The 20,378-nt window shown below is 53.7% G+C and carries 19 protein-coding genes; 3 read left to right on the forward strand and 16 right to left on the reverse strand.

Features of this window, described 5'->3' with window-relative positions:
* Positions 1 to 47: 47 nt before the first annotated feature.
* From leuD to K1I37_RS17080, 10 genes are all read right to left on the reverse strand, one after another.
* Positions 48 to 653, reverse strand: a complete 606-nt coding sequence (gene leuD / locus K1I37_RS17035; RefSeq protein WP_021296988.1) for a 3-isopropylmalate dehydratase small subunit — start codon at positions 651 to 653, stop codon at positions 48 to 50.
* Complete coding sequence (gene leuC / locus K1I37_RS17040; RefSeq protein WP_021296989.1) at positions 637 to 2,073, reverse strand: 3-isopropylmalate dehydratase large subunit; 1,437 nt, start codon at positions 2,071 to 2,073, stop codon at positions 637 to 639. The genes leuD and leuC overlap by 17 nt, the downstream gene beginning before the upstream one ends.
* Entirely contained in the window at positions 2,074 to 3,156 is a 1,083-nt protein-coding gene (gene leuB, locus K1I37_RS17045; protein WP_021296990.1) for a 3-isopropylmalate dehydrogenase, read from the reverse strand.
* Positions 3,157 to 3,216: 60 nt separating this feature from the next.
* Positions 3,217 to 4,761, reverse strand: coding sequence for a 2-isopropylmalate synthase (locus K1I37_RS17050; RefSeq protein WP_021296991.1), 1,545 nt, complete (start codon positions 4,759 to 4,761; stop codon positions 3,217 to 3,219).
* On the reverse strand, positions 4,739 to 5,785 hold the full coding sequence (ilvC, locus tag K1I37_RS17055; RefSeq protein WP_021296992.1) for a ketol-acid reductoisomerase: 1,047 nt from the start codon (positions 5,783 to 5,785) through the stop codon (positions 4,739 to 4,741). Before ilvC ends, K1I37_RS17050 begins: the two co-directional genes overlap by 23 nt.
* A gap of 77 nt (positions 5,786 to 5,862) precedes the next feature.
* Complete coding sequence (gene ilvN, locus K1I37_RS17060; protein WP_021296993.1) at positions 5,863 to 6,393, reverse strand: acetolactate synthase small subunit; 531 nt, start codon at positions 6,391 to 6,393, stop codon at positions 5,863 to 5,865.
* On the reverse strand, positions 6,390 to 8,063 hold the full coding sequence (ilvB, locus tag K1I37_RS17065) for a biosynthetic-type acetolactate synthase large subunit (RefSeq protein WP_407653234.1): 1,674 nt from the start codon (positions 8,061 to 8,063) through the stop codon (positions 6,390 to 6,392). Before ilvB ends, ilvN begins: the two co-directional genes overlap by 4 nt.
* Positions 8,064 to 8,143: 80 nt before the next feature.
* The gene (gene ilvD, locus K1I37_RS17070; RefSeq protein ID WP_021296995.1) at positions 8,144 to 9,811 is read right to left on the reverse strand and encodes a dihydroxy-acid dehydratase; all 1,668 of its coding nucleotides are present in this window, start codon (positions 9,809 to 9,811) and stop codon (positions 8,144 to 8,146) included.
* A 65-nt stretch (positions 9,812 to 9,876) separates the two neighbouring features.
* Positions 9,877 to 10,773: a branched-chain-amino-acid transaminase gene (gene ilvE, locus K1I37_RS17075; RefSeq protein ID WP_021296996.1), complete on the reverse strand. Its 897-nt coding sequence runs from the start codon at positions 10,771 to 10,773 to the stop codon at positions 9,877 to 9,879.
* Between the two features lie 396 nt (positions 10,774 to 11,169).
* On the reverse strand, positions 11,170 to 12,459 hold the full coding sequence (locus tag K1I37_RS17080; protein ID WP_021296997.1) for a homoserine dehydrogenase: 1,290 nt from the start codon (positions 12,457 to 12,459) through the stop codon (positions 11,170 to 11,172).
* A 355-nt stretch (positions 12,460 to 12,814) separates the two neighbouring features.
* Between K1I37_RS17080 and K1I37_RS17085 the strand changes: the two genes are divergently transcribed.
* Entirely contained in the window at positions 12,815 to 13,330 is a 516-nt protein-coding gene (locus tag K1I37_RS17085) for an acyl-CoA thioesterase (protein ID WP_021296998.1), read from the forward strand.
* A gap of 148 nt (positions 13,331 to 13,478) precedes the next feature.
* Here K1I37_RS17085 and K1I37_RS17090 read toward each other — a convergent pair whose 3' ends face one another.
* On the reverse strand, positions 13,479 to 13,814 hold the full coding sequence (locus K1I37_RS17090; protein ID WP_021296999.1) for a winged helix-turn-helix domain-containing protein: 336 nt from the start codon (positions 13,812 to 13,814) through the stop codon (positions 13,479 to 13,481).
* 210 nt (positions 13,815 to 14,024) lie between these two features.
* On the reverse strand, positions 14,025 to 14,483 hold the full coding sequence (locus tag K1I37_RS17095; RefSeq protein WP_021297000.1) for an Rrf2 family transcriptional regulator: 459 nt from the start codon (positions 14,481 to 14,483) through the stop codon (positions 14,025 to 14,027).
* A gap of 145 nt (positions 14,484 to 14,628) precedes the next feature.
* Here K1I37_RS17095 and hmpA point away from each other — a divergent pair, with 145 nt between their 5' ends.
* Both hmpA and K1I37_RS17105 read left to right on the forward strand, forming a co-directional pair.
* Positions 14,629 to 15,840, forward strand: coding sequence for an NO-inducible flavohemoprotein (gene hmpA / locus K1I37_RS17100; protein ID WP_021297001.1), 1,212 nt, complete (start codon positions 14,629 to 14,631; stop codon positions 15,838 to 15,840).
* A 184-nt stretch (positions 15,841 to 16,024) separates the two neighbouring features.
* Positions 16,025 to 16,612 (forward strand): pentapeptide repeat-containing protein, encoded by a 588-nt coding sequence (locus K1I37_RS17105; protein WP_021297002.1) that lies wholly within the window; start codon positions 16,025 to 16,027, stop codon positions 16,610 to 16,612.
* 41 nt (positions 16,613 to 16,653) lie between these two features.
* On the opposite strand, the gene K1I37_RS17110 is transcribed toward K1I37_RS17105, so the two are convergent.
* The 4 genes from K1I37_RS17110 to tenA form a co-directional block, all read right to left on the reverse strand.
* Positions 16,654 to 17,262 carry a hypothetical protein gene (locus K1I37_RS17110; protein ID WP_152498801.1) on the reverse strand — a complete coding sequence of 203 codons (609 nt, stop codon included), beginning with the start codon at positions 17,260 to 17,262 and terminating at the stop codon, positions 16,654 to 16,656.
* A 548-nt stretch (positions 17,263 to 17,810) separates the two neighbouring features.
* Complete coding sequence (gene thiM, locus K1I37_RS17115; RefSeq protein WP_407653235.1) at positions 17,811 to 18,614, reverse strand: hydroxyethylthiazole kinase; 804 nt, start codon at positions 18,612 to 18,614, stop codon at positions 17,811 to 17,813.
* Between the two features lie 63 nt (positions 18,615 to 18,677).
* A complete protein-coding gene (thiD, locus tag K1I37_RS17120; RefSeq protein ID WP_407653170.1) occupies positions 18,678 to 19,616 on the reverse strand; it encodes a bifunctional hydroxymethylpyrimidine kinase/phosphomethylpyrimidine kinase in 939 nt (312 codons plus the stop codon).
* A gap of 53 nt (positions 19,617 to 19,669) precedes the next feature.
* Positions 19,670 to 20,335, reverse strand: coding sequence for a thiaminase II (gene tenA / locus K1I37_RS17125; RefSeq protein WP_021297007.1), 666 nt, complete (start codon positions 20,333 to 20,335; stop codon positions 19,670 to 19,672).
* Between the last annotated feature and the right edge of the window lie 43 nt (positions 20,336 to 20,378).

The following is a 20,378-nucleotide window of genomic DNA, read 5'->3' on the forward strand; positions in this document are numbered from 1 at the left end:
TGCGGCGTACGATTGACCGTGAAAGCGTTATGATTGAAAAATCGAATTTAATACGTCAACTGATAGACTTGTCGCCGTGCTTCATAGGCGGAGATATCCTCATCAAACTGCAGCGTGAGGCCAATATCGTCCAAACCGTTGAGCAACATATGTTTCTTGTGCGGGTCCACGTCAAATGGAACTGATATTCCGTGGTCGGTCACCAATACCTGATTTTCCAAATCCACCGTGATCGCGTCCCAGGCCTGTGCAGCGTAACTCGCTGCCAATTCGTCTCGGACATCTTGTGGAATGACCACAGGCAAAACGCCATTTTTAAAACAGTTATTGAAGAAAATATCGGCAAACGACGGCGCAATGACGACCCGGAATCCATAATCGCTCAAGGCCCAAACCGCGTGTTCGCGAGACGACCCACAACCAAAATTCGCGTCGGCCAACAAAATGGATGCGCCCTGCGCCCGCTCGGCATTTAATTCGAAATCCGGATTCGGCTCACCAGACGACAGGTATCGCCAATCGAAGAATAAGAATTCACCAAAGCCATCCCGTTCAATCCGTTTCAAAAACTGCTTTGGAATAATCTGATCTGTGTCAACGTTGACGCGGCTGAGTAAAGCAACGCGACCTTCGTGCTTAACGAACGGCTCCATGCGCGACACCTCCTTGTTGTACTCCTGCAAACTCGCGGACATCGACAAAACGACCTTCCAACGCAGCCGCTGCCGCCATTGCTGGACTCACGAGGTGCGTGCGCGCACCGCGGCCCTGCCGTCCCTCGAAATTCCGATTCGATGTGGACGCGCACCGTTCACCCGCTGGGATGATGTCTGGATTCATGCCAAGACACATACTGCAACCCGGTTCGCGCCATTCAAATCCTGCTGCCATAAAGATTTCGTGCAACCCTTCCGATTCCGCCTGCCGCTTGACCTGTTTCGATCCCGGCACGACCAACGCCCGCACTCCACTTGCCACCTTGCGACCGCGAACGACCGACGCGGCCAGCCGCAAATCCTCGATGCGCGCATTCGTACAAGAGCCGATGAACACGTGTTGTACCGGAATGTCGGTAATCTTCGTTCCTGGTTCCAATCCCATATACTCGAGCGCTGCCGCGAGAGCCCGCTGTTCGACAGGCGTTGGAGCGGTGGCCGGATCAGGCACTGTACCATTGACATCTGCGCCCATCCCAGGGTTGGTTCCCCACGTCACTTGTGGCGACAGTTGCGTGACATCAAACACGATGTCCCTGTCAAAGACGGCGTCATCATCCGACTTTAATTCTCGCCAGAGGGCCACTGCTTCTTCCCACTGTTCGCCGCGCGGCGCGTGTGGCCGATCCTTGACGTAAGCGATGGTGGTGTCATCCGGCGCCATCAGCCCAGCCCGCGCGCCTGCCTCAATCGACATATTGCAAATGGTCATCCGTTGTTCCATCGTCAATGTCGGAATTAAACTACCCGCGAATTCAATGACGTGGCCCGTCCCAAAATTGACACCATACTTCGCAATCAAGGCGAGAATCACATCTTTCGACGTAACCCCAGGAGCGAGTGACCCTTCCAACTGAATCCGCAACGTCTTGGGGCGCGTCTGCCACAGACACTGCGTGGCAAGCACGTGCTCGACCTCACTGGTGCCAATGCCAAACGCCAACGCGCCAAAGGCCCCATGCGTGGACGTGTGGCTGTCGCCACAGACGATTGTCTTCCCAGGTACCGTCAGTCCCAGCTCGGGTCCAATCACGTGGACAATCCCTTGATGAGGGCTATCCAGGTCAGCCAGTTGAACGCCAAACTCGCGGCAATTTTCAATCAAAGTGTCAATTTGTTTCTTGGCGATTTGATCGCGTACATCAAACGGGTTGTCCGTCGGAATATTGTGATCCATCGTCGCAAACGTCGCGTTTGGCTGACGCACAGATCTCCCTGCCATGCGCAACCCGGCGAACGCCTGCGGCGACGTCACCTCATGAACAAGGTGTAAATCGATGTAGAGTAAACTCTGGCCATCTTCCAAAGTTTTCACGACATGTGCATCCCATATTTTATCGAATAACGTTTTGCCCATTTATCCGTTCAGCCTCCTCTGCACCTCGTGGCGAACTAATGCGCTCATTTCTTCTGTGCCGACAGGTTCTGAGTCGTGCCCAGCCAAATCCCGTGTACGATGTCCAGCCTCAATCGTCGCGAGCACAGCATCCTCGATTGCGGTTGCCGCCGCTTCTAGCCCTAGCGAATGGCGCAGCAGCATCGCCACAGATAAAAAGCCCGCTAGCGGATTCGCAATCCCTTGCCCTGCGATGTCTGGGGCTGATCCGTGTACCGGCTCATAAAGCCCCGGTCCACCACTGCCCAGGCTGGCCGATGGGAGCATGCCGATAGATCCGGTCAACACAGCCGCTTCATCGCTCAAAATGTCCCCAAACATATTCTCGGTGACGACGACGTCAAACTGATTGGGTCGCTGAATTAACTGCATCGCGGCACTGTCCACCAAGATGGGCTCGACGGTCACATCCGGGAAAGCTGCGGCAGTCTCCTGCACAATTTCGCGCCACATCCGACTCGACTCGAGCACGTTCGCCTTGTCGACAGAAGTCACTTTCTTCCGCCTGTTCTGAGCGATTTCAAACGCCTGGCGCACCACGCGCTCAATTTCGTGCCGCGTGTAATGCAGCGTGTCGACCACTGCATTCCCACCGTCCAGTCGCTGCTTCGGTTCACCAAAGTACAATCCGCCAGTCAGTTCTCGAACAATCACCATGTCGACGCCGTCGAGCAACTCTGGCTTGAGCGGGGATGCAAGCAGCAACCCGGGCCATGTGCGAATCGGCCGCAGGTTTGCAAATACGCCTAACTGCTTGCGAATGCCGAGCAATCCCGCTTCCGGGCGAACGTCGCCAGGCAGGTGATCCCACTTTGGACCACCGACGGCCCCAAGCAAGACTGCGTCAGACGCTTTGCACTTCGCGATGGTCTCGGGTGGTAGCGGATGACCCGTCTGATCATACGCCGCGCCGCCAATCAGCGCTTCCTCCAATGTCCATGTCTCGCCGAGTGTCTGCGCCACCTCCTCCAGCAGGCGCCGAGCCTCCTTTGTCACTTCTGGCCCAATGCCATCTCCAGGTAAAATGGTAATGTGTCTGGTCATAAGGTCCTCCTCTTGCAGTGGTTCGGGGCTCACAAAGAGCCCCGGCTATCGGCCGAAAACTTATGCCTCGACAGACGCTGCAGTGAGTTGCACGTCGTCGATCCGCTCCTTGACGAGCACACGGTTAATCGCATCGAGAAACGCCTTGGCCGACGCAGACAACACGTCGCTGTGAACGCCGCGCCCCGTGACGACGCGGTCATGGTACGCCACCTTGACGTACACTTCCGCGAGGGCGTCGCCTCCACCCGTCGTCGACTGAATGCGGTAATCAACCAGCTGAATAGGGTCTTCAACGACGCGTTCGAGGCAGTTATAGATGGCTTCCACAGAGCCGTTTCCAGTCGCTGCCTCGCGGATGACTTGTTGATTGGGCCCCCGTACGCCGACCGCCGCCGTCGTCTCATTCAAACCGTACGAAACATGCAAGAACTCCAAGTCGTACTTGTGTTCCTCCGTGGAAGATTGGACGACCAGCGCTAAGATGTCGTCGTCGGTAATCTCCTTCTTCGTCTCCGTCAAGGTCTTGAACTCTGTAAACAGTCGGTCAAACTGCGCATCGCTCAGTTGGAGATTCAAAGCTTCACACTTCTCGCGGAACGCGTGTCGACCTGAGTGTTTCCCGAGCACCATTCGGTTGGAATGAAGACCAACCATCTCTGGGCGAATAATTTCGTAGGTCAGCGAGTTTTTGAGCACGCCATCCTGATGAATCCCGGATTCGTGCGCAAACGCGTTATTCCCGACGACCGCCTTGTTGGCTGGCACCGCCATTCCAGTCAATTTCGCGACCAATTTACTGGTCAGCGCGGTCTCCGCCAACTGCGCCCGCGTCTCGCGTCCGTACGTGTCCTTGCGGATGGCCAAAGCAACCAAAATTTCCTCAAGCGCCGCATTACCAGCCCGTTCGCCGATGCCGTTGATGGTGCCTTCGATTTGATCTACACCGGCCTGAATCGCCGCAAGACTATTCGCGACGGCAAGCCCTAGGTCATCGTGACAATGTGCGGAGAGTTTGACGTCACCTAAATTCGGAACGTGCGCGCGGATGTACTCAAACATCTGCACATATTCACTGGGCGTCGTATACCCCACCGTGTCCGGGAGGTTGATGACCTTCGCACCTGCGTCAATCACCTGTGTGATAATCCGAACAAGAAAATCCCAGTCACTTCTCGTAGCGTCTTCAGCCGACCACTGGACGACGGGAAACCGAGAAGCCGCATAACGCACACAATCCACGGCTGTCTCCACCACTTGGTCTGGCGTCTTGCGCAATTTGTGTTCCATGTGAATGGGCGACGTCGCGATAAACACGTGTAACCGTGGAAACGCCGCATGGCGCAGCGCGTCCCAAGCTGAATCAATATCCGCCTTCGTCGCGCGGGCGAGGCCCGCGACCGAGCAATCCTTCACGCGATTGGCGATTTCTTGAACGGATTTGAAGTCGCCAGGCGACGACGCTGGAAAACCCGCCTCCATGATATCGACGCCAAAGCGCTCGAGTTGTAGTGCGATTTCTAGCTTTTCGCTTCCGTGTAGATTGACACCAGCTGACTGTTCACCGTCACGCAGGGTTGTATCAAACACGTCCAGCTTTCGCACTATCGACCACCTCCGGCTGATTTTGACCTGGGCGCTTGTTCTGAATAAACGGCATCATCGAGCGCAACTCGCGACCGACGACTTCGATTGGATGCTGTTGTTCGCGTCGGTTGATCGCGTTGAACATCGGACGATTCGCCTGATTTTCCAAAATCCAGCCTTTCGCAAATTCACCGTTCTGAATATCTTGCAGCACGCGCTTCATCTCCGCCTTGGTCTCCTCTGTAACAATGCGCGGACCCGTGACGAAATCACCCCACTGCGCCGTGTCGGAAATCGAGTAGCGCATGTACTCGAGACCACCCTCGTAAATCAAATCGACAATCAGCTTCATCTCGTGTAAACACTCGAAGTAGGCAATCTCCGGTTGATAGCCCGCCTCGACTAACGTCTCAAACCCGGCCTTGACGAGCGCCGACAACCCGCCGCACAACACAGCCTGCTCCCCAAACAAGTCGGACTCGGTTTCTTCGCGGAACGTCGTCTTCAATACGCCGGCGCGGCCTGCACCGATTCCGCGCGCATAGGCGAGTGCCAACGCTTCTGCCTGGCCACTAGCATCCTGCTGGACAGCGATCAAAGACGGCACGCCGCCACCTGCCTCATACACGCGACGGACGAGATGTCCTGGGCCTTTCGGTGCGACCATGAAGACGTCGACATCGGCAGGCGGTTGAATTTGCGAAAAGTGAATGTTGAAGCCGTGGGCAAACGCCAACGCCTTGGTATTGTTCAGGTACGGCTCGATTTCTTGTCGGTAAACGCCGACTTGCCGTTCATCCGGCAGCAAAATCATAATGACGTCCGCCCGCTCCACCGCTTCACCAACCGGCAGCACGGTAAACCCGTCGTCCTCCGCACGTGACCAGCTCGATCCCGGCCGTAACCCGACCACCACATCAAAACCGCTGTCGCGCAAATTTTGCGCATGCGCGTGACCTTGTGATCCGTAACCAAGGATAGCGATCGTTTTATCTGCTAAAACCTGTGTGGAAATGTCTGCGTCGTAAATTACTTTTGCCATAGCTGTACACACTCCTCAATAAAATTCAGTTTTTTTCTTTCCTCTGGTTCGCAGGTACACGCCCTAACGGATGTCCGTCAAATCGAAATCACATTGTTCTCGGACACGCGCCGGGCCTCTGTGACCGTCGCGACGTCGCGCGCCAACGCGGTGAGCCCGGTGCGCGCCAACTCCTTGATTCCGTATGGACGGAGCAACGCAATTAACGCGTCGATTTTCTCCGTTCGGCCCACGGCCTGAATCGTAATCGAGTCGCGACCGACATCGATAATGCTCGCCCGGAACGGCTCGATGATAGTCGTAATCACCGCCCGCTGGGCCACGGGACTGTTCACTCGAATGAGCGCCAGTTCGCGCGCGACCATCGGCTGATCCGTCAAGTCGGTCACTTTTAACACGTCAATTTGCTTATAGAGTTGCTTGATGACCTGCTCGAGCGCTGACGCGTCCGTGTCGTTCATGACGATGGTAATGCGCGATAACCCCGGCGTGTCGGTGACGCCCACGGTCAAGTTTTGAATATTGAAACCTTTTCGCAAAAACAACGCCGTAATCCGATTGAGCACGCCTGCCTTGTTGTTGACAATCACGCTAATGACGCGGTTCATGGCTTCACCCCCACCATCTGATGCAGTCCGTCCCCTGGCGCTATCATCGGGTACACGTTCTCCATCGGTGCCACCAAGCACTCGAGCAGTCCCGGTCCTGGCGCGGCGAGGAAGGCCTCCAACTTCGCAGGCAGCTCGTCATCCTCTCGAATCTGAACCGCCGGAATGTCGTACGCGGCGGCCAACTTCATGAAATCCGGCTGCCATTGCAACAGCGAGCTAGAGTAACGCTCCTGATAAAATAGCTCCTGCCACTGCCGGACCATACCCAATGCACCGTTGTTTACCACCACAATTTTCAACGGCAGTGCCAACTCGGCGACCACGGCAAGTTCCTGCAGCGTCATCTGAAACCCGGCATCGCCGACAATCGCGACCACCTGGCGAGTGGGCTCAGCTATCTGTGCGCCGATGGCGGCAGGAAGACCAAATCCCATCGTCCCAAGCCCACCGGAAGTCACCCAGTGATTCGGCTCGGCGAATGGATAAAACTGAGCGGCCCACATCTGGTGCTGGCCAACGTCGGTGACGATGGTAGACTGACCTTTCGTCAACCGCGCAATCTCAGAAATCAGCCGCTGCGGCTTGATGAGAGAACCCTCCTGCACAAACCAAAACGGCGTTTGCGCCTTGATGTCCAAGAGTTGCTCCCGCCACGATGCGATATCCGGTGCCGCCGCTTGTGCCGCAAGCAACATCGCGAGCGCCTCTTTCGCGTCGCCCACGACCGGTACGTCCGTCGGGACGTTTTTGCCGATTTCGGCCGGATCGATATCGACGTGGACGACTGTGGCTGCCGGCGCGAAATGCTTGAGGTTGCCCGTCAACCGATCATCGAATCGCGCCCCAAAGTTGAGCAACAAGTCGGTCTCATAGAGCGCTGTGTTTGCCGCCTTGCTTCCGTGCATGCCGCCCATCCCGAGAAACAGCGGATGTTCAGCCGGGAACCCCCCGAGCCCCAGTAGCGTGTGCACAACAGGGATGCCAAAGCGCTCCGCAAACTGCCTGAGTTCGCCACTCGCCCCAGCGTGGAGCACCCCCGCGCCCGCGAGGATGACCGGCCGCTTGGCTGCCTCAAGCAACCCCAGCACTTTGCGAATCTGCATCGCGTGCGGGACGACGGTCGGTTGGTACCCAGGGAGTTGAGGGGCGTCCTCGTAGATAAATAACGCCTTTTCCCCAGCCACATCCTTCGGAATATCGACGAGGACCGGTCCCTTTCGACCTGTATTGGCGATGTGGAAGGCTTCTTTCAGCACAGACGGGAGTTCACTCGCGTGCTGCACCTGGTAATTGTGCTTGGTAATCGGTGTGCTGATGCCGATGATAGAGGTTTCCTGAAACGCATCCGAGCCAATCACGGACCTCGCAACTTGGCCTGTGATGGCGACAATTGGGAGGGAGTCCAACATGGCATCCGCCAAGCCGGTGACGAGATTCGTCGCCCCCGGTCCAGATGTGGCAATGACGACGCCGGGCTTCCCGGTCACGCGTGCGTATCCTTCCGCCGCATGAATCGCGCCTTGCTCATGGCGCGCGAGAACATGTCGAATCCCACAGTCGTACAGTGCGTCATAAAGCGGCAGAACGGCCCCTCCGGGATATCCGAAGATGACTTCCACTTGCTCCTTGCGCAGCGCTTCGACTAAAATTTCCGATCCCGTCAGCATCGGCGCCTGCCATTCAGATGACGCATTCTTTTCTTCCGATATCACACGCATGTCTCTTTCCCCCTCTCCAGAGTGTTCACTCAAATTTTCATGACCGCACCCGTATTCGCGGACGTAACCAAGTACTGATAGCGCCGCAGATACCCGCGCGGAACTTCCTTGACAGGTGACGTGTACGCTTGTCTACGGACTTCCAAAACATCCTCGGCGACGTCGAGATGGATGGTTCTCGCCTTCAAGTCAATGCTGATTTTATCGCCATCCTCAATGAGCCCAATCAGTCCTCCTTCAGCAGCTTCAGGTGAAATGTGCCCCACACAAATCCCACGCGTCGCCCCGGAAAACCGTCCGTCGGTAATCAGTGCGACATCGCGGCCCAAACCGCGCCCCACAATCGAGGACGTCGGTGCCAGCATCTCCGGCATCCCAGGTCCACCTTTCGGACCCTCGTAGCGGATGACGACCACATGGCCTGCCTGCACGCGTCCACTGTCAATCCCCTGTTGTGCGTCCTCCTGCGAGTCAAACACAATCGCTGTGCCCTCGAATCGCTCGATGTCGGGATCGACCGCGCCCACTTTCAGCACAGCGCCATCTGGTGCCAAATTTCCATAGAAAATGGAGAGACCACCTTCACGGCTGTATGGGTTCTCTGCCCGGTGAATGACCTGCTCGTTCAGGATGGACGCCTCGGCCACAGCCTCCCCGATGGTCTTTCCACTGACTGTGATACGCTCTGGATGCACTGCGGACGTATGATCTATCAATTCCTTGATGATGGCCGATACACCGCCTGCCAAGTGGACATCGTGGATGCTGTATTCGGAAGCAGGGCTGATTTTCGCGAGGTACGGGACTCGCTTGGCAATCTCGTTGACCTCGCGAAGGTCATACGCGATGCCCGCTTCGTGCGCAATGGCCATGAGATGAAGTACGGTATTGGTCGATCCGCCCATCGCCATATCGAGCGCAAATGCGTCGTCAATGGCTTCCTTCGTGATGATGTCACGCGGGCGCACGTCTTCTCGAATCATGCGAACTAGGTGATGGGCTGCTTCTCGAATGAGGTCGTGCCGTTCGGAGGAAGTTGCCAAAATCGTGCCGTTTCCAGGGAGTGCTACACCAAGCATTTCCATGATGCAATTCATCGAATTCGCCGTGAACATGCCAGAACATGACCCACACGTTGGACAGGCAGTCTCCTCCAGTTCGACCAGTTCGGCTTCTGTCATTTGACCGGATCGGTAGCGGCCAACGCCTTCAAAAACCGTCGTCAGCGACAGATTGTGCCCAGTCTTGGAACGCCCGGCTTCCATTGGTCCCCCGGAGACGAAGACAGACGGGACATTCGTCCGTGCTGCGGCCATCAACATCCCCGGCGTAATTTTGTCACAATTCGGAATAAAAAACACGCCGTCGAACCAATGGGCATTGATCATCGTCTCTGCGCTGTCCGCTATCAGTTCGCGACTGGCCAGCGAATATCGCATCCCTACGTGACCCATCGCGATACCATCGTCCACCCCGATGGTATTAAATTCAAACGGGATACCACCCGCCTCGCGAATCGCCTCTTTCACAACCTCCGCAAAGGCTTTCAAATGCACATGCCCCGGGATGATGTCCACATAGGAATTACAGACGCCGATAAACGGTTTGGGCAGATCTGTTGGTTTTATCCCTGTCGCATACAGCAGACTTCGGTGAGGTGCCCTGTCTGCCCCTTTTTTGATCATGTCGCTGCGCATAAACTTCCTCTCCTAAACCTTCAAACTTCACGAGTTGCGCGAAAATTTAATCCGCCGGGAAGCCATTATGAGATGGCTTCTTCCTTGCTGTAAACTTTCATGCCAACATGGCGCGTACACTGTTGAAACGCTTGGTGCAATGCCTTGGTAACCGGTCCAGGATGCCCGTCCGCCACCACACGCTTGTCAACTTCGACGACGGGGACCAGTTCTGCTGCAGTTCCTGTCAAAAACACCTCATCGGCGACATAGACGTCATGTCGCGTGAACGGCTCCTCTTTGACGACATAGCCGAGTTCATGTGCCAATTCGATAATCGTCGCCCGAGTAATGCCCTCTAACGCACCGAGGTAAGCTGGTGGCGTATACAGCACATTGTCACGAACAATAAAGATGTTTTCACCAGACCCCTCGACGACGTACCCCTCTGTGTTGAGAACAATCGCCTCGTTGGCTCCAGCAGCTTGTGCTTCAATTTTAATTAGGACGTTATTGAGGTAGTTGAGCGATTTAATTTTCGGATTCAACGCGTCGGTTCTGTTCCGCCTCGTCGCCGCCGTCACCGCTGTGATTCCTTCCTCGTACAACTTTTGTGGGAACATCGACAACTGCTCCGCGATGATGAACACCTGTGCCCCTTTGCAGATATACGGGCTAATCCCCAAATCTCCAGGGCCACGCGTCACCACCAGACGAATATAGGCGCCCGTCAACGCATTTCGACGAACCGTCTCACACACCAGTTCACACATCTCATCCTGCGTATATGGTATATCTAGCAAAATTGATTTTGCAGAATCATAAAGTCGGCGTATATGCTCCGCAAGTTTAAAGACGTTGCCGTCATAGACTCGAATCCCCTCAAAAATCCCATCGCCATAAAGTAGTCCGTGGTCAAAGACCGAAAGTTTCGCATCGTCGCGCTCGACGAATTCGCCGTTTAGAAAAATTTGCGATGACATCGTATGAACTCCCCTCATTGCCTCATTCGGCGCTGCACGCAACGCGACCGAATCCACTAGTTTTTAAATATTCCCACAAATACAGTCGAGGCGCTCATGAAGACCGGGCTAGCCACCCAAAAAATATTGATATGACGCGTCTTCTTTGACTTGCAGGTCATTGTAGTACGGGTATATGTACGTGTCAATGTGCGTATGTTCTGATGTTTGCCCGAAAACGCTTTCCTATAAATCGAAAGAAAGCGGTTACCAAGGCGTTATAACAAGTGGATTACAATATTCAAAAAAATTTTTGAAAACCAATTTCCCTTGTGGTTAAAGGGAAAATCGGATCTTTAATGTCAGGAAACTTAACGTAGAATGGGATGTTTGGCGTACTGAAAAACCAGCCACCGACTATTCGGTGACTGGCTCTACTGGCATGACGCACTCAACTGCTTGGAGGTGGGAGAGATGCTGGAGTTCATCCACAAGATGACGTGCTGTAGTCGTTGAAAGTTCATGCGTTACTATCACGATTTCGGCACAACCTCCATCTACGCGCTTCTGCAGCACAGTCTCCATGCTGGCGTGCGCACTGCCAAACAATTGCGCAATGCTGGCGAAGACACCTGGCTGGTCGTGCACCACCAACCGAAAATAATACTTGTAGCGATCATCTTCCCGGTCCACCACCGGTTTCGCTGTCAGCGTGCCGTTCGGCGAACTAGCCACATATCCGAGTTTCAAATTGCGCACGAGAGAGATGACGTCGCCGACCACGGCGCTCGCCGTCGGCATGCTTCCCGCTCCTCGACCAAAGAACATGAGGTCTCCTGCAGCATCCCCACGAACGTACAACGCATTGTACGCGTCCGACACATGCGCAAGCGGGTGCACTTTCGGAATCAGCGTCGGGCGAACAGCGAGGGTCAATTCTCCCCCGTGATCTCGGCCGACAGCTAGCAGTTTGATGACATATCCCAATTCATCCGCATAACGTACATCTTTCGCGCGGACGTGGCGAATCCCCTCAATCCGGATGTCCGTCAGATGTACTTCGGTCTGAAAGGCAATCGAAGATAGAATCACGAGTTTTCGCGCTGCATCCAAGCCATCCACGTCACTCGACGGATCAGATTCGGCGTACCCGAGTTCCTGCGCCATCGCCAACGCTTCCTCAAAATCAATGTGCCGACTCGTCATCTCGGACAAGATAAAGTTAGTCGTGCCATTGATAATCCCTTTCAGATCTGTAACTTCATTGGCAGTGAGGTTCTCCTTGAGCGGCCCAACGAGCGGAATCGCACCGCCAACCGCCGCTTCAAACAGCACACTCACGTGATTTTCCTCGGCCACGCGAAGGATTTCCGGGCCATGTACGGCGATTAAGTCCTTATTTGCCGTAACCACGTGCTTGCCGTTTCGAAGCGCCTCTAAAATGTATGTTTTCGCGGGCTCGATCCCGCCGATTGTCTCAATCACAATCTGAATATCCTCGTCCCGCAGGATGTCATCGGGTCTGGTCGTGAGCCGTTCGTGCTCGAAGGTCACACCCCGATTCTTGTCCAAATTGCGCACGAGGATGGTTTTGACCACCGGACGAGAACCCGTCATATCGGCCACCTTTCCAGCGCGACGGCGCACCAATGACACGACTCCGGCCCCAACCGTACCGCAACCAAGAAGGCCAATCTCTAAATCCACCAGGGTGTCTCCTCTCTCCGACTGATCTTCTATCAACAATCTGTTCTGCTGAAGGGTGCACAATCACTGATCGCGAATATGAACCTATGTTATCTTTATTTACATATTCAAACAAGAGCGAATTGCACAAGTGACCAGCAATATTTCGTCTATTTATACAACGGCACCCCATCCCTGTCAAGCAGGCGAAGTGCCCCCATGACGATGAATCGCGAATGCGGATATCTACATCGAAAATTCCTTCTGGATTTCATAGTAAGGATTAAATCCTGCTAAAATGGTGAAGTATACCCGAGATGAGCTTGAAAGAGCAGTTTCTCGGATAGAACTTCGTCGTAAAGAGAGGTGTCCTCACGTGAACCCAGAAGCCAAATACTGCAATGAATCACGTGTGGTAAAAACCAGTCACGTACTCCCTCCTGACACCAACGTCCACAACACACTCTTTGGCGGACGCTTGATGGCTTATATCGACGACTGCGCATCCTTGTCGGCAACGCGACACGCACGCTGTCCAGTCGTCACTGCGTCGACGGACTCAGTCGACTTCTTGTCTCCTATCAGCATGTCCGATTCCGTGTGCCTAGAGTCTTATGTGACCTGGACAGGTCGGTCCTCTATGGAAGTCTTCGTAAAAGTGATCGCTGAAAATTTGATGACTGGGGAGCGTCGCATCGCTGCGACTTCATTTCTGACATTTGTGGCGCTCGACAAGGACAAAAATCCGGTAACTGTTCCCCAGGTAATCCCGCAGACAGATGAAGAGAAAAAGCTTCACGAAACTGCGTCGGCACGCGCGATTCACCGGAAAGAAAGACGGGAGCAGAGCAAAAAGTTAGCCGAGTTTCTGACCACAAATAAACCGTGGTAACCCATGAACGACATCACCGCCAACTTGCATAGGTGGTGATGTCCTCATCCTCTACTCGACATTCCTCAGGGTCACAGGGTGCATCATTGCGATTCATGCGTAGGCTCATACGATGAATGGAGAGAAAGCGCAGATTCCCTCGTGGACATTAAGACGATTTCTCCATCTCACTTCTCAATAAGTAACCTAAACCACGGATACTGATAATCAGTTTCGGGGAATACGGGTTGTCTCCCACCCGTGCACGCAAGCGACTGATATAGACATATAGTTCACTTCTGGAGATATTACGTTCCTTTCCCCACGCGTATTCAATAATGTCGTCGGTGCGCACTGGGTGACCCAAGTGAAGGGCGAGTAGATGAAGAATTCGGAACTGAATCTTCGACAAACTGACAGACAAACCGTCTTGAACTAACTCTTCGCGATGAAAATCAAGGACGAGTCCAGGTCGGAGCGCGACTTGCGTGAAATTTGTGTCCATGTCTAGCCTCCAGGCGTAGATATGTCGTACCCAAACAGAAAGACGTTCATAGAATGTTGATGAATGGTTACGATGATGGATCGCTTCACCGGGCTCACTCATCAACTGCCTCGTCTGTTTTCGATGAAATTCGACAAAATCCTTCAATCACCTTGAATTTGGAACACAATTTTACAGTAGCGCTCTCACTCGACCGCAACCCGCGCTTTCTCACTCTCCCCCGATAACTGGATGATTGAACCCCAATAGTGCGCCCATCGCTCGACGGTTCACCACAATATCTGCGAGTGTATAGCGCTCTAAAACGGCAAAATAGGCGTTTAACGCCTCGCCAAGCACATTCTTCAAACGACACGTGGGGCTGAGGATACAGGTTCCATTTTCTGCATCAAAGCACTCTACAAGATTCCAATTTTCTTCCATCTCGCGGACCACCTGGCCGATATTGATGTCCTTTGGACGCTTTGCCAAGCGAAAACCTCCATTGCGCCCGCGAATCGTATGAATGAGTCCAAGCTTTCCCAACTTATGCACACTTTTCATCAAGTGATTGGAAGAGATTCGATAAACCTGCGCAATTTCTTGGATATTGGACAGCTCCCCCTCTGGTTTCATGGCGACATAAATCAGTACGCGCAACGAGTAATCCGTAAACATCGTCAGATTCAATCCATCATCTCCTCTCCGTGCTTCCTCTCAACAGACAAAAACCAGACACAAAAAGATGTATTTAAAATATATCTTTTTAAGAATGGCCGTCATATAATGTCCACGTGCTGTACGACATGTGTTGCAACCAAGGAGGTCATTCCATATGCTTTCTACTGATACAAGGGACATCATTAAAGCGACCGTCCCCGTTCTCGAAACGCACGGCGAACAAATCACAAAACGCTTCTACGAGATGATGTTTACCGCACATCCCGAATTACTAAACATTTTCAATCAAGCAAACCAACATCAGGGTAGACAACAAACAGCACTCGCGAACGCGGTTTATGCGGCAGCTGTGCATATTGATAATTTAGAGACCATTCTACCTGCTGTAAAGCATATTGCCCACAAGCACCGTGGATTAGGGATTCAACCCGACCAATACCCCATCGTCGGCAAGCACTTATTAGCGGCCATCAAGGACGTTCTCGGCGATGCGGCGACAGACGAAATTCTTCAAGCTTGGGCAGAAGCCTATCAAGTCATTGCTGATGCATTTATCAGCGTCGAACAGGACATGTACCGGGAGAGCGGTCAGCAAGTTGGGGGTTGGAGCGACTTCCGCTCGTTCATCGTATCGCGAAAAGTTCGCGAGAGCGATGTCATCACATCGTTCTACCTGACGCCGGAAGACGGCGGCCCTATCGCAACGTTCCAACCCGGTCAATATCTTACCTTGAAAGTGTCGATACCCGGTCAGCAGTACACACAAATGCGTCAATACAGCTTGTCTGACGCGCCTGGAAAACCCTACTATCGCATCAGCGTAAAGCGCGAAGACGCTCAAGGAAATGCCCCTGCTGGCATTGTATCAAACTACTTGCATCGCGATGTTCAAGAGGGCGACACCCTCCTCGTTAGCGCACCTGCTGGGGATTTTACCTTGATGGAGACCGACCGTCCTGTCGTCTTCCTCAGTGGTGGCGTCGGGATGACCCCGCTCATGAGCATGCTAAACACGCTGTTAGAGCGGCGTTCTCACCACTCAATCACCTACGTACACTCAGCATTGCACAGTGGGGTCCATGCGTTCAAATCGTCCCTCGAAGAACTCGCGCAAGCACATGAGAACCTGTCTTACTATACGGTATATGAACGGCCGTTGTCGGAAGATACGTCCTCGCCATACTTCGCAAAACAGGGTTATCTCGATAAGACGTGGCTGGCATCTGTGGTGGACGATCAAGCAGAGTTCTATTTTTGCGGCCCTGTCACTTACATGCGAGCGGTATATCACATCTTGAAGGAACTCGGAATACCTGAAGCGCGAATTCACTATGAGTTCTTTGGACCGCAGGGAGTACTTGCGTAATCTCCCGCAAAAAATTTAATCCATGCTGCAAACGTCAATGATGTGGGGCAATTTTTGCCCCACTTTTGCTGTTTCAGAACCAGATGCTCGGCTTTTCGGATAGCGGCGTTTCGTGTATCATTCACCCAAAACTATGCATGTCCAAGAGGAGGGGAAGAACATCCACTTTCAGAAGGAATTGTTTATGAACCAGTCGTTCGAAGAACAAGACCTGACAGAAGCGACGTTCGACGGGTGTCGTTTCGTGGAGTGCTCATTTCGCTATGCATCACTTCGTGAAGTACAAAGTACGCGCTGCTCATTTTCTCACTGTGATTTTCAAGGTTCTACATTCAATGCATCCACGCATTCCGAAAGTGCATTTCTAAACTGTGATTTTTATGCAAGCAATCTGTTTGCGTCCCGATTTGAAGCGTGCAAAATGACCGGATCGACGTTTGAACAAGCGAATTTAAGCGCCATCGTCATAGAACAGGGGGATTGGTCTTACACCAATCTGCGCGGGCAACACCTACAAAACTTAAACCTACAACACGTCAATTTCAGTTTCGCTGATCTGTCGGGTGCACGACTAGATAAATCCGACCTCCGCCATACGAACCTCACAATGACCACCTTTGTGAAAGCGAATCTTCGCGATGCAGATTTGCGGGGCGCCAATATGAACGGTGTAAACTTTCGTGACTTTGACCTGACCAACGTAAAAATAGATTTTACACAAGCGGTGATCATGGCCAAATCTTTCGGTGCTCGAGTTGAAGAGGATGAATAACAGAAGCTAGGTTGTCGGCGAAGCCATATCGCAATAGCGGATTAGTTTGGGTGTTGGCACCGATAATAAAAACGTAGCGCAATTCTGGTCGACGACTCGCCGATAATCTTTACACCTTCCAACACGGTATGAACAAGCGCACGAATCATGCGTACGTCTACCCCCATGCGTAGCACGTCGAGAATCCGTTGGTGCGCCTCTACCCAATGCGACTTCTGATTTGTGCCAATCGGAACGTACGTCAGCAATTTAGCTTCCAGTTCGTCGAGAAACGCTAACCGACCGTGAATCAACCCGTGCATTTGGTTCAGCTGCAGGGCTGTCAGGCGGCCCTCTACATACTGTCGCAGCAATTTATCAATCCGCATTTGTTGCTGCAAGCGTTCCTCGGCAATCTTCCGAAGATAGGCGCCAGCACTCGGGCAAGTAGCAATCTGTTGCGCCAGTACCCGCGCGATTTCTGTCCGTACCTCCCGCAAAACAACCCTGTCAATCTCCACCGTATGGCGATGTTGCAAGTTGCGCAAATCGGCGTCTGTGTACGCATGCGACGTTGGTCGGTAGTCTGTGAAGACAATTCGCAGCAGTTGCTTTGCAATCTGCTCCGGTGAAATTTCCCCGTATCTCCTGTCTGCCACGACAATCTGCATACACATAAAATCCCCCCAATCGATGCGTATGCGAAGAGAGGCCGTCCAGTTGCCAAGGATGCATCGAAGGAAGGGCCGAGGGCGATGAACCCACGTCATCCGATCCACCATCACAAACAAATCTAACGTCAATTGACACTTTGCAGTTTATTTCAAGGTTTATTGGGTAGACTACGAATATCATCTCAACATGAACTGTTTTCTAGGAAGGTGTAAATCTGATGACGACGTATATCGTACTTGCGGGCGTGGTAGCAGGTATCTTTGCACTTAATCGTTACCTTCACATTCGAACAAAAAAGTTGGAACAAGCTATCCGCTCCATGAAGGCTTGACGAACCACCAATTGCAACAATTGAAAACACCGGCCTTGCCCCACGTGCAGGCCGGTGTTTTATGTCTTGGGTCAAAGTCGCGCTAGAACGCCATATGGATTAGGATACCATGAAATCTATTGACTGAATAGCGTGACCCCGAAGACTACCTGATACATCATGTCTTACATCTACAACCTACATCATACGTCGTATCGTCACGCGCGCTCCATCTCAAGCCAACTGCACGCGGGCTAATTCATCCACTGTCGACGGCTCTAACGTGTAGAGGCTGTCCAATAAGCGGGCCTGGAATGTCCCTGGGCCATGTGCGAGCTTTGCTGCCTGTTCTGCGGCCACATTGTAACTCGTCACCGCAGCAATACATGCTTCTGCAAATGTGGCAGGCGTACTTCCCTCTGGTACCACGCCGACAAACGCACCTAACAGCGCCGTCAACATGCAGCCAGAACCGGTGATGCTGGACAAGAGCGAATGGCCATTTGCGAGCTGCCAGATATTCTCCCCGTCTGTAACGAAATCGACTGCGCCAGTGGCAATCACCACCGTTCCTTTCTCGGCGGCGTACGCCTTCATGGCCATCGGCAAAGCGTCATCCGCCGCCAAGGCATCCACACCCTTCACTTGCCCAGGCAGCCCCAAAAGAACGCTCATCTCCCCAGCGTTCGCCCGCAACACCGCAAGTTTTACGTCGCGTATGAGGTCCTTCGCCGTCTCTGTGCGATACGGTGTCGCGCCTACACCAACGGGATCGAACACGACGGGAACCCCTGCTGAATTGGCAGCACGACCGGCGATTCGCATCGCCTCGACCGTCTCTGGTATCAAAGTCCCCATATTCAATGCCAGTGCCGCCGCGATACTCGCCATATCTGCCACCTCCTCGTGCGCATACGCCATCACGGGTGAGGCGCCGATGGATAGAAGCGCGTTCGCCGCCGTGTTGGTGACGACGAGGTTTGTGATATTGTGAACGAGCGGCCGTCTTTGTCGGACCGCTGCCAACCAATGTCCCAGTTGCACGTGCATCCCTCCTGATGTCGTTCTCGGCAATGTATTGCCAAGTGAGTCCACTACCAATCAGTCGACGCGGGTCCAGTTTCGCCCGTCGTAATAGTACGATCCGCCCGGTGTCACCCCCGACATCGCCACCGGAATCGGCGTCGAGTGGTCAGTCGGTCCGTGACCGTGGCCGACGTCCCAGTCCTTTGCCCGAACAATTGCGTCGTAGATGAACGCCTTGGCCTGTGCAATCGCATCCAGTACCGGCGCGCCGCCTGCGAGAAGTGCCGTGATAGCAGCAGAAAACGTACAGCCTGTCCCATGTGTGTTCGCACTGTTCACGCGAGGTGTGAGAAAATATGTGAAGGTTCCCTGGGCATAGACGGTGTCAACGGCCACCATTTGATTGGAGGCTGCTGGCAACCGCCAACCCTCGGCATGTGCCACATCCAAATCCAAGTGGCCACCCTTGACGACCACCGCGTCTGATCCCCATTGCGCCAAACGCTCTGCCGCTAGGTGCACAGAATCCCAGCTGTCGACCGAGGCGCCTACCAGGACACCCGTCTCCGGGGCATTTGGTGTGACAAGCGCAGCCATCGGCAACAGGCGCTCGCGAAGTGTCGCGATGGCCGAATCGTCAATCAGCTTCGTGCCACCTTTGGCGACCATCACCGGATCGATCACGAGCGGCCTCGACACGGTGGCCGCTGTGCTCAAGACGTCCGCCACCGTGGCGATAATTGCTTCGTTGGCCAGCATGCCTGTCTTCATCGCGTCGACGCCCAAATCGTCGATTACCGCCTGAAGCTGCGCCGCGACAAACTCAGGTGGCGCCTCCATCACGCCGTGCACACCTGTGGTGTTCTGCGCCGTCAGCGCCGTCACAACTGACATCCCATAGACGCCAAATTGGTGCATCGTCTTCAAATCAGCCTGAATTCCGGCGCCGCCGCCGCTATCTGACCCCGCGATCGTCAACGCCCGGAACACGTGTCCCGTCTCATCCGTACGCACCCGCATACCATCCTTTCTCGCCACGTGATGTAAAATTGCACCAAAGGCCCCAATCACCAGTTCTCCAAGGTGTACGCCATCTCGAAGAAGCGCCGTTCCATGTGGCAACTCACCAGGAAAGCTTCTTGCATCGAAGCCCTGTCCTCGTCACTCGTGCGCTCCGCGTACTCGTCAATCCACCGGCATAACGCCGTGAGTCCGAAAAGCATGTCGTCGTTCGCGTAGAATTCAATCCATTCGTACAGCGGGTGATCCTTCGTCGGTTCATCGCGGTGGACGATGTTCCGGGCGAGATCGACATACGTCCAGTGACATGGCAAAACGGTTGCCAGCACATCTCCAAGCGTTCCCGCCTGTGCACAAACCAGCATGTGCGACGCATAATGGTGCGCAGTGGGCGCCATGCTCGCGCCTTGTTGCAATGCTTCGTACGACACATTCGCAAAGCGACACAACGTCAGGTGAGGATGCACTTCTGCATTCAAAATAAAGCCAATGCGCTCGTGAAAATCGCGCATCTCCTCACGCGTGCGGCACTTAGCGAGACCCAGGCTATAGACTTTGGCGTACGTGCTCAAATACAAGTAATCTTGCTGGACATAATGGGTGATTTGTGCGGGTGAAAGAAAGGCCTCGGCAATCCCCCGAACAAACGGGTGATTTCTAATCGCCTCAAAAATCGGATCAGCTTCGCGACGAAGTTCTTCTGTAAACCGCAAAATAAAAAGCCTCCCTATTGATAGGAGACCTTCGGGGAACGGA

It is taken from the genome of Alicyclobacillus acidoterrestris, assembly GCF_022674245.1.
In the GTDB taxonomy this organism is placed as follows: Bacteria; Bacillota; Bacilli; order Alicyclobacillales; family Alicyclobacillaceae; genus Alicyclobacillus; species Alicyclobacillus acidoterrestris.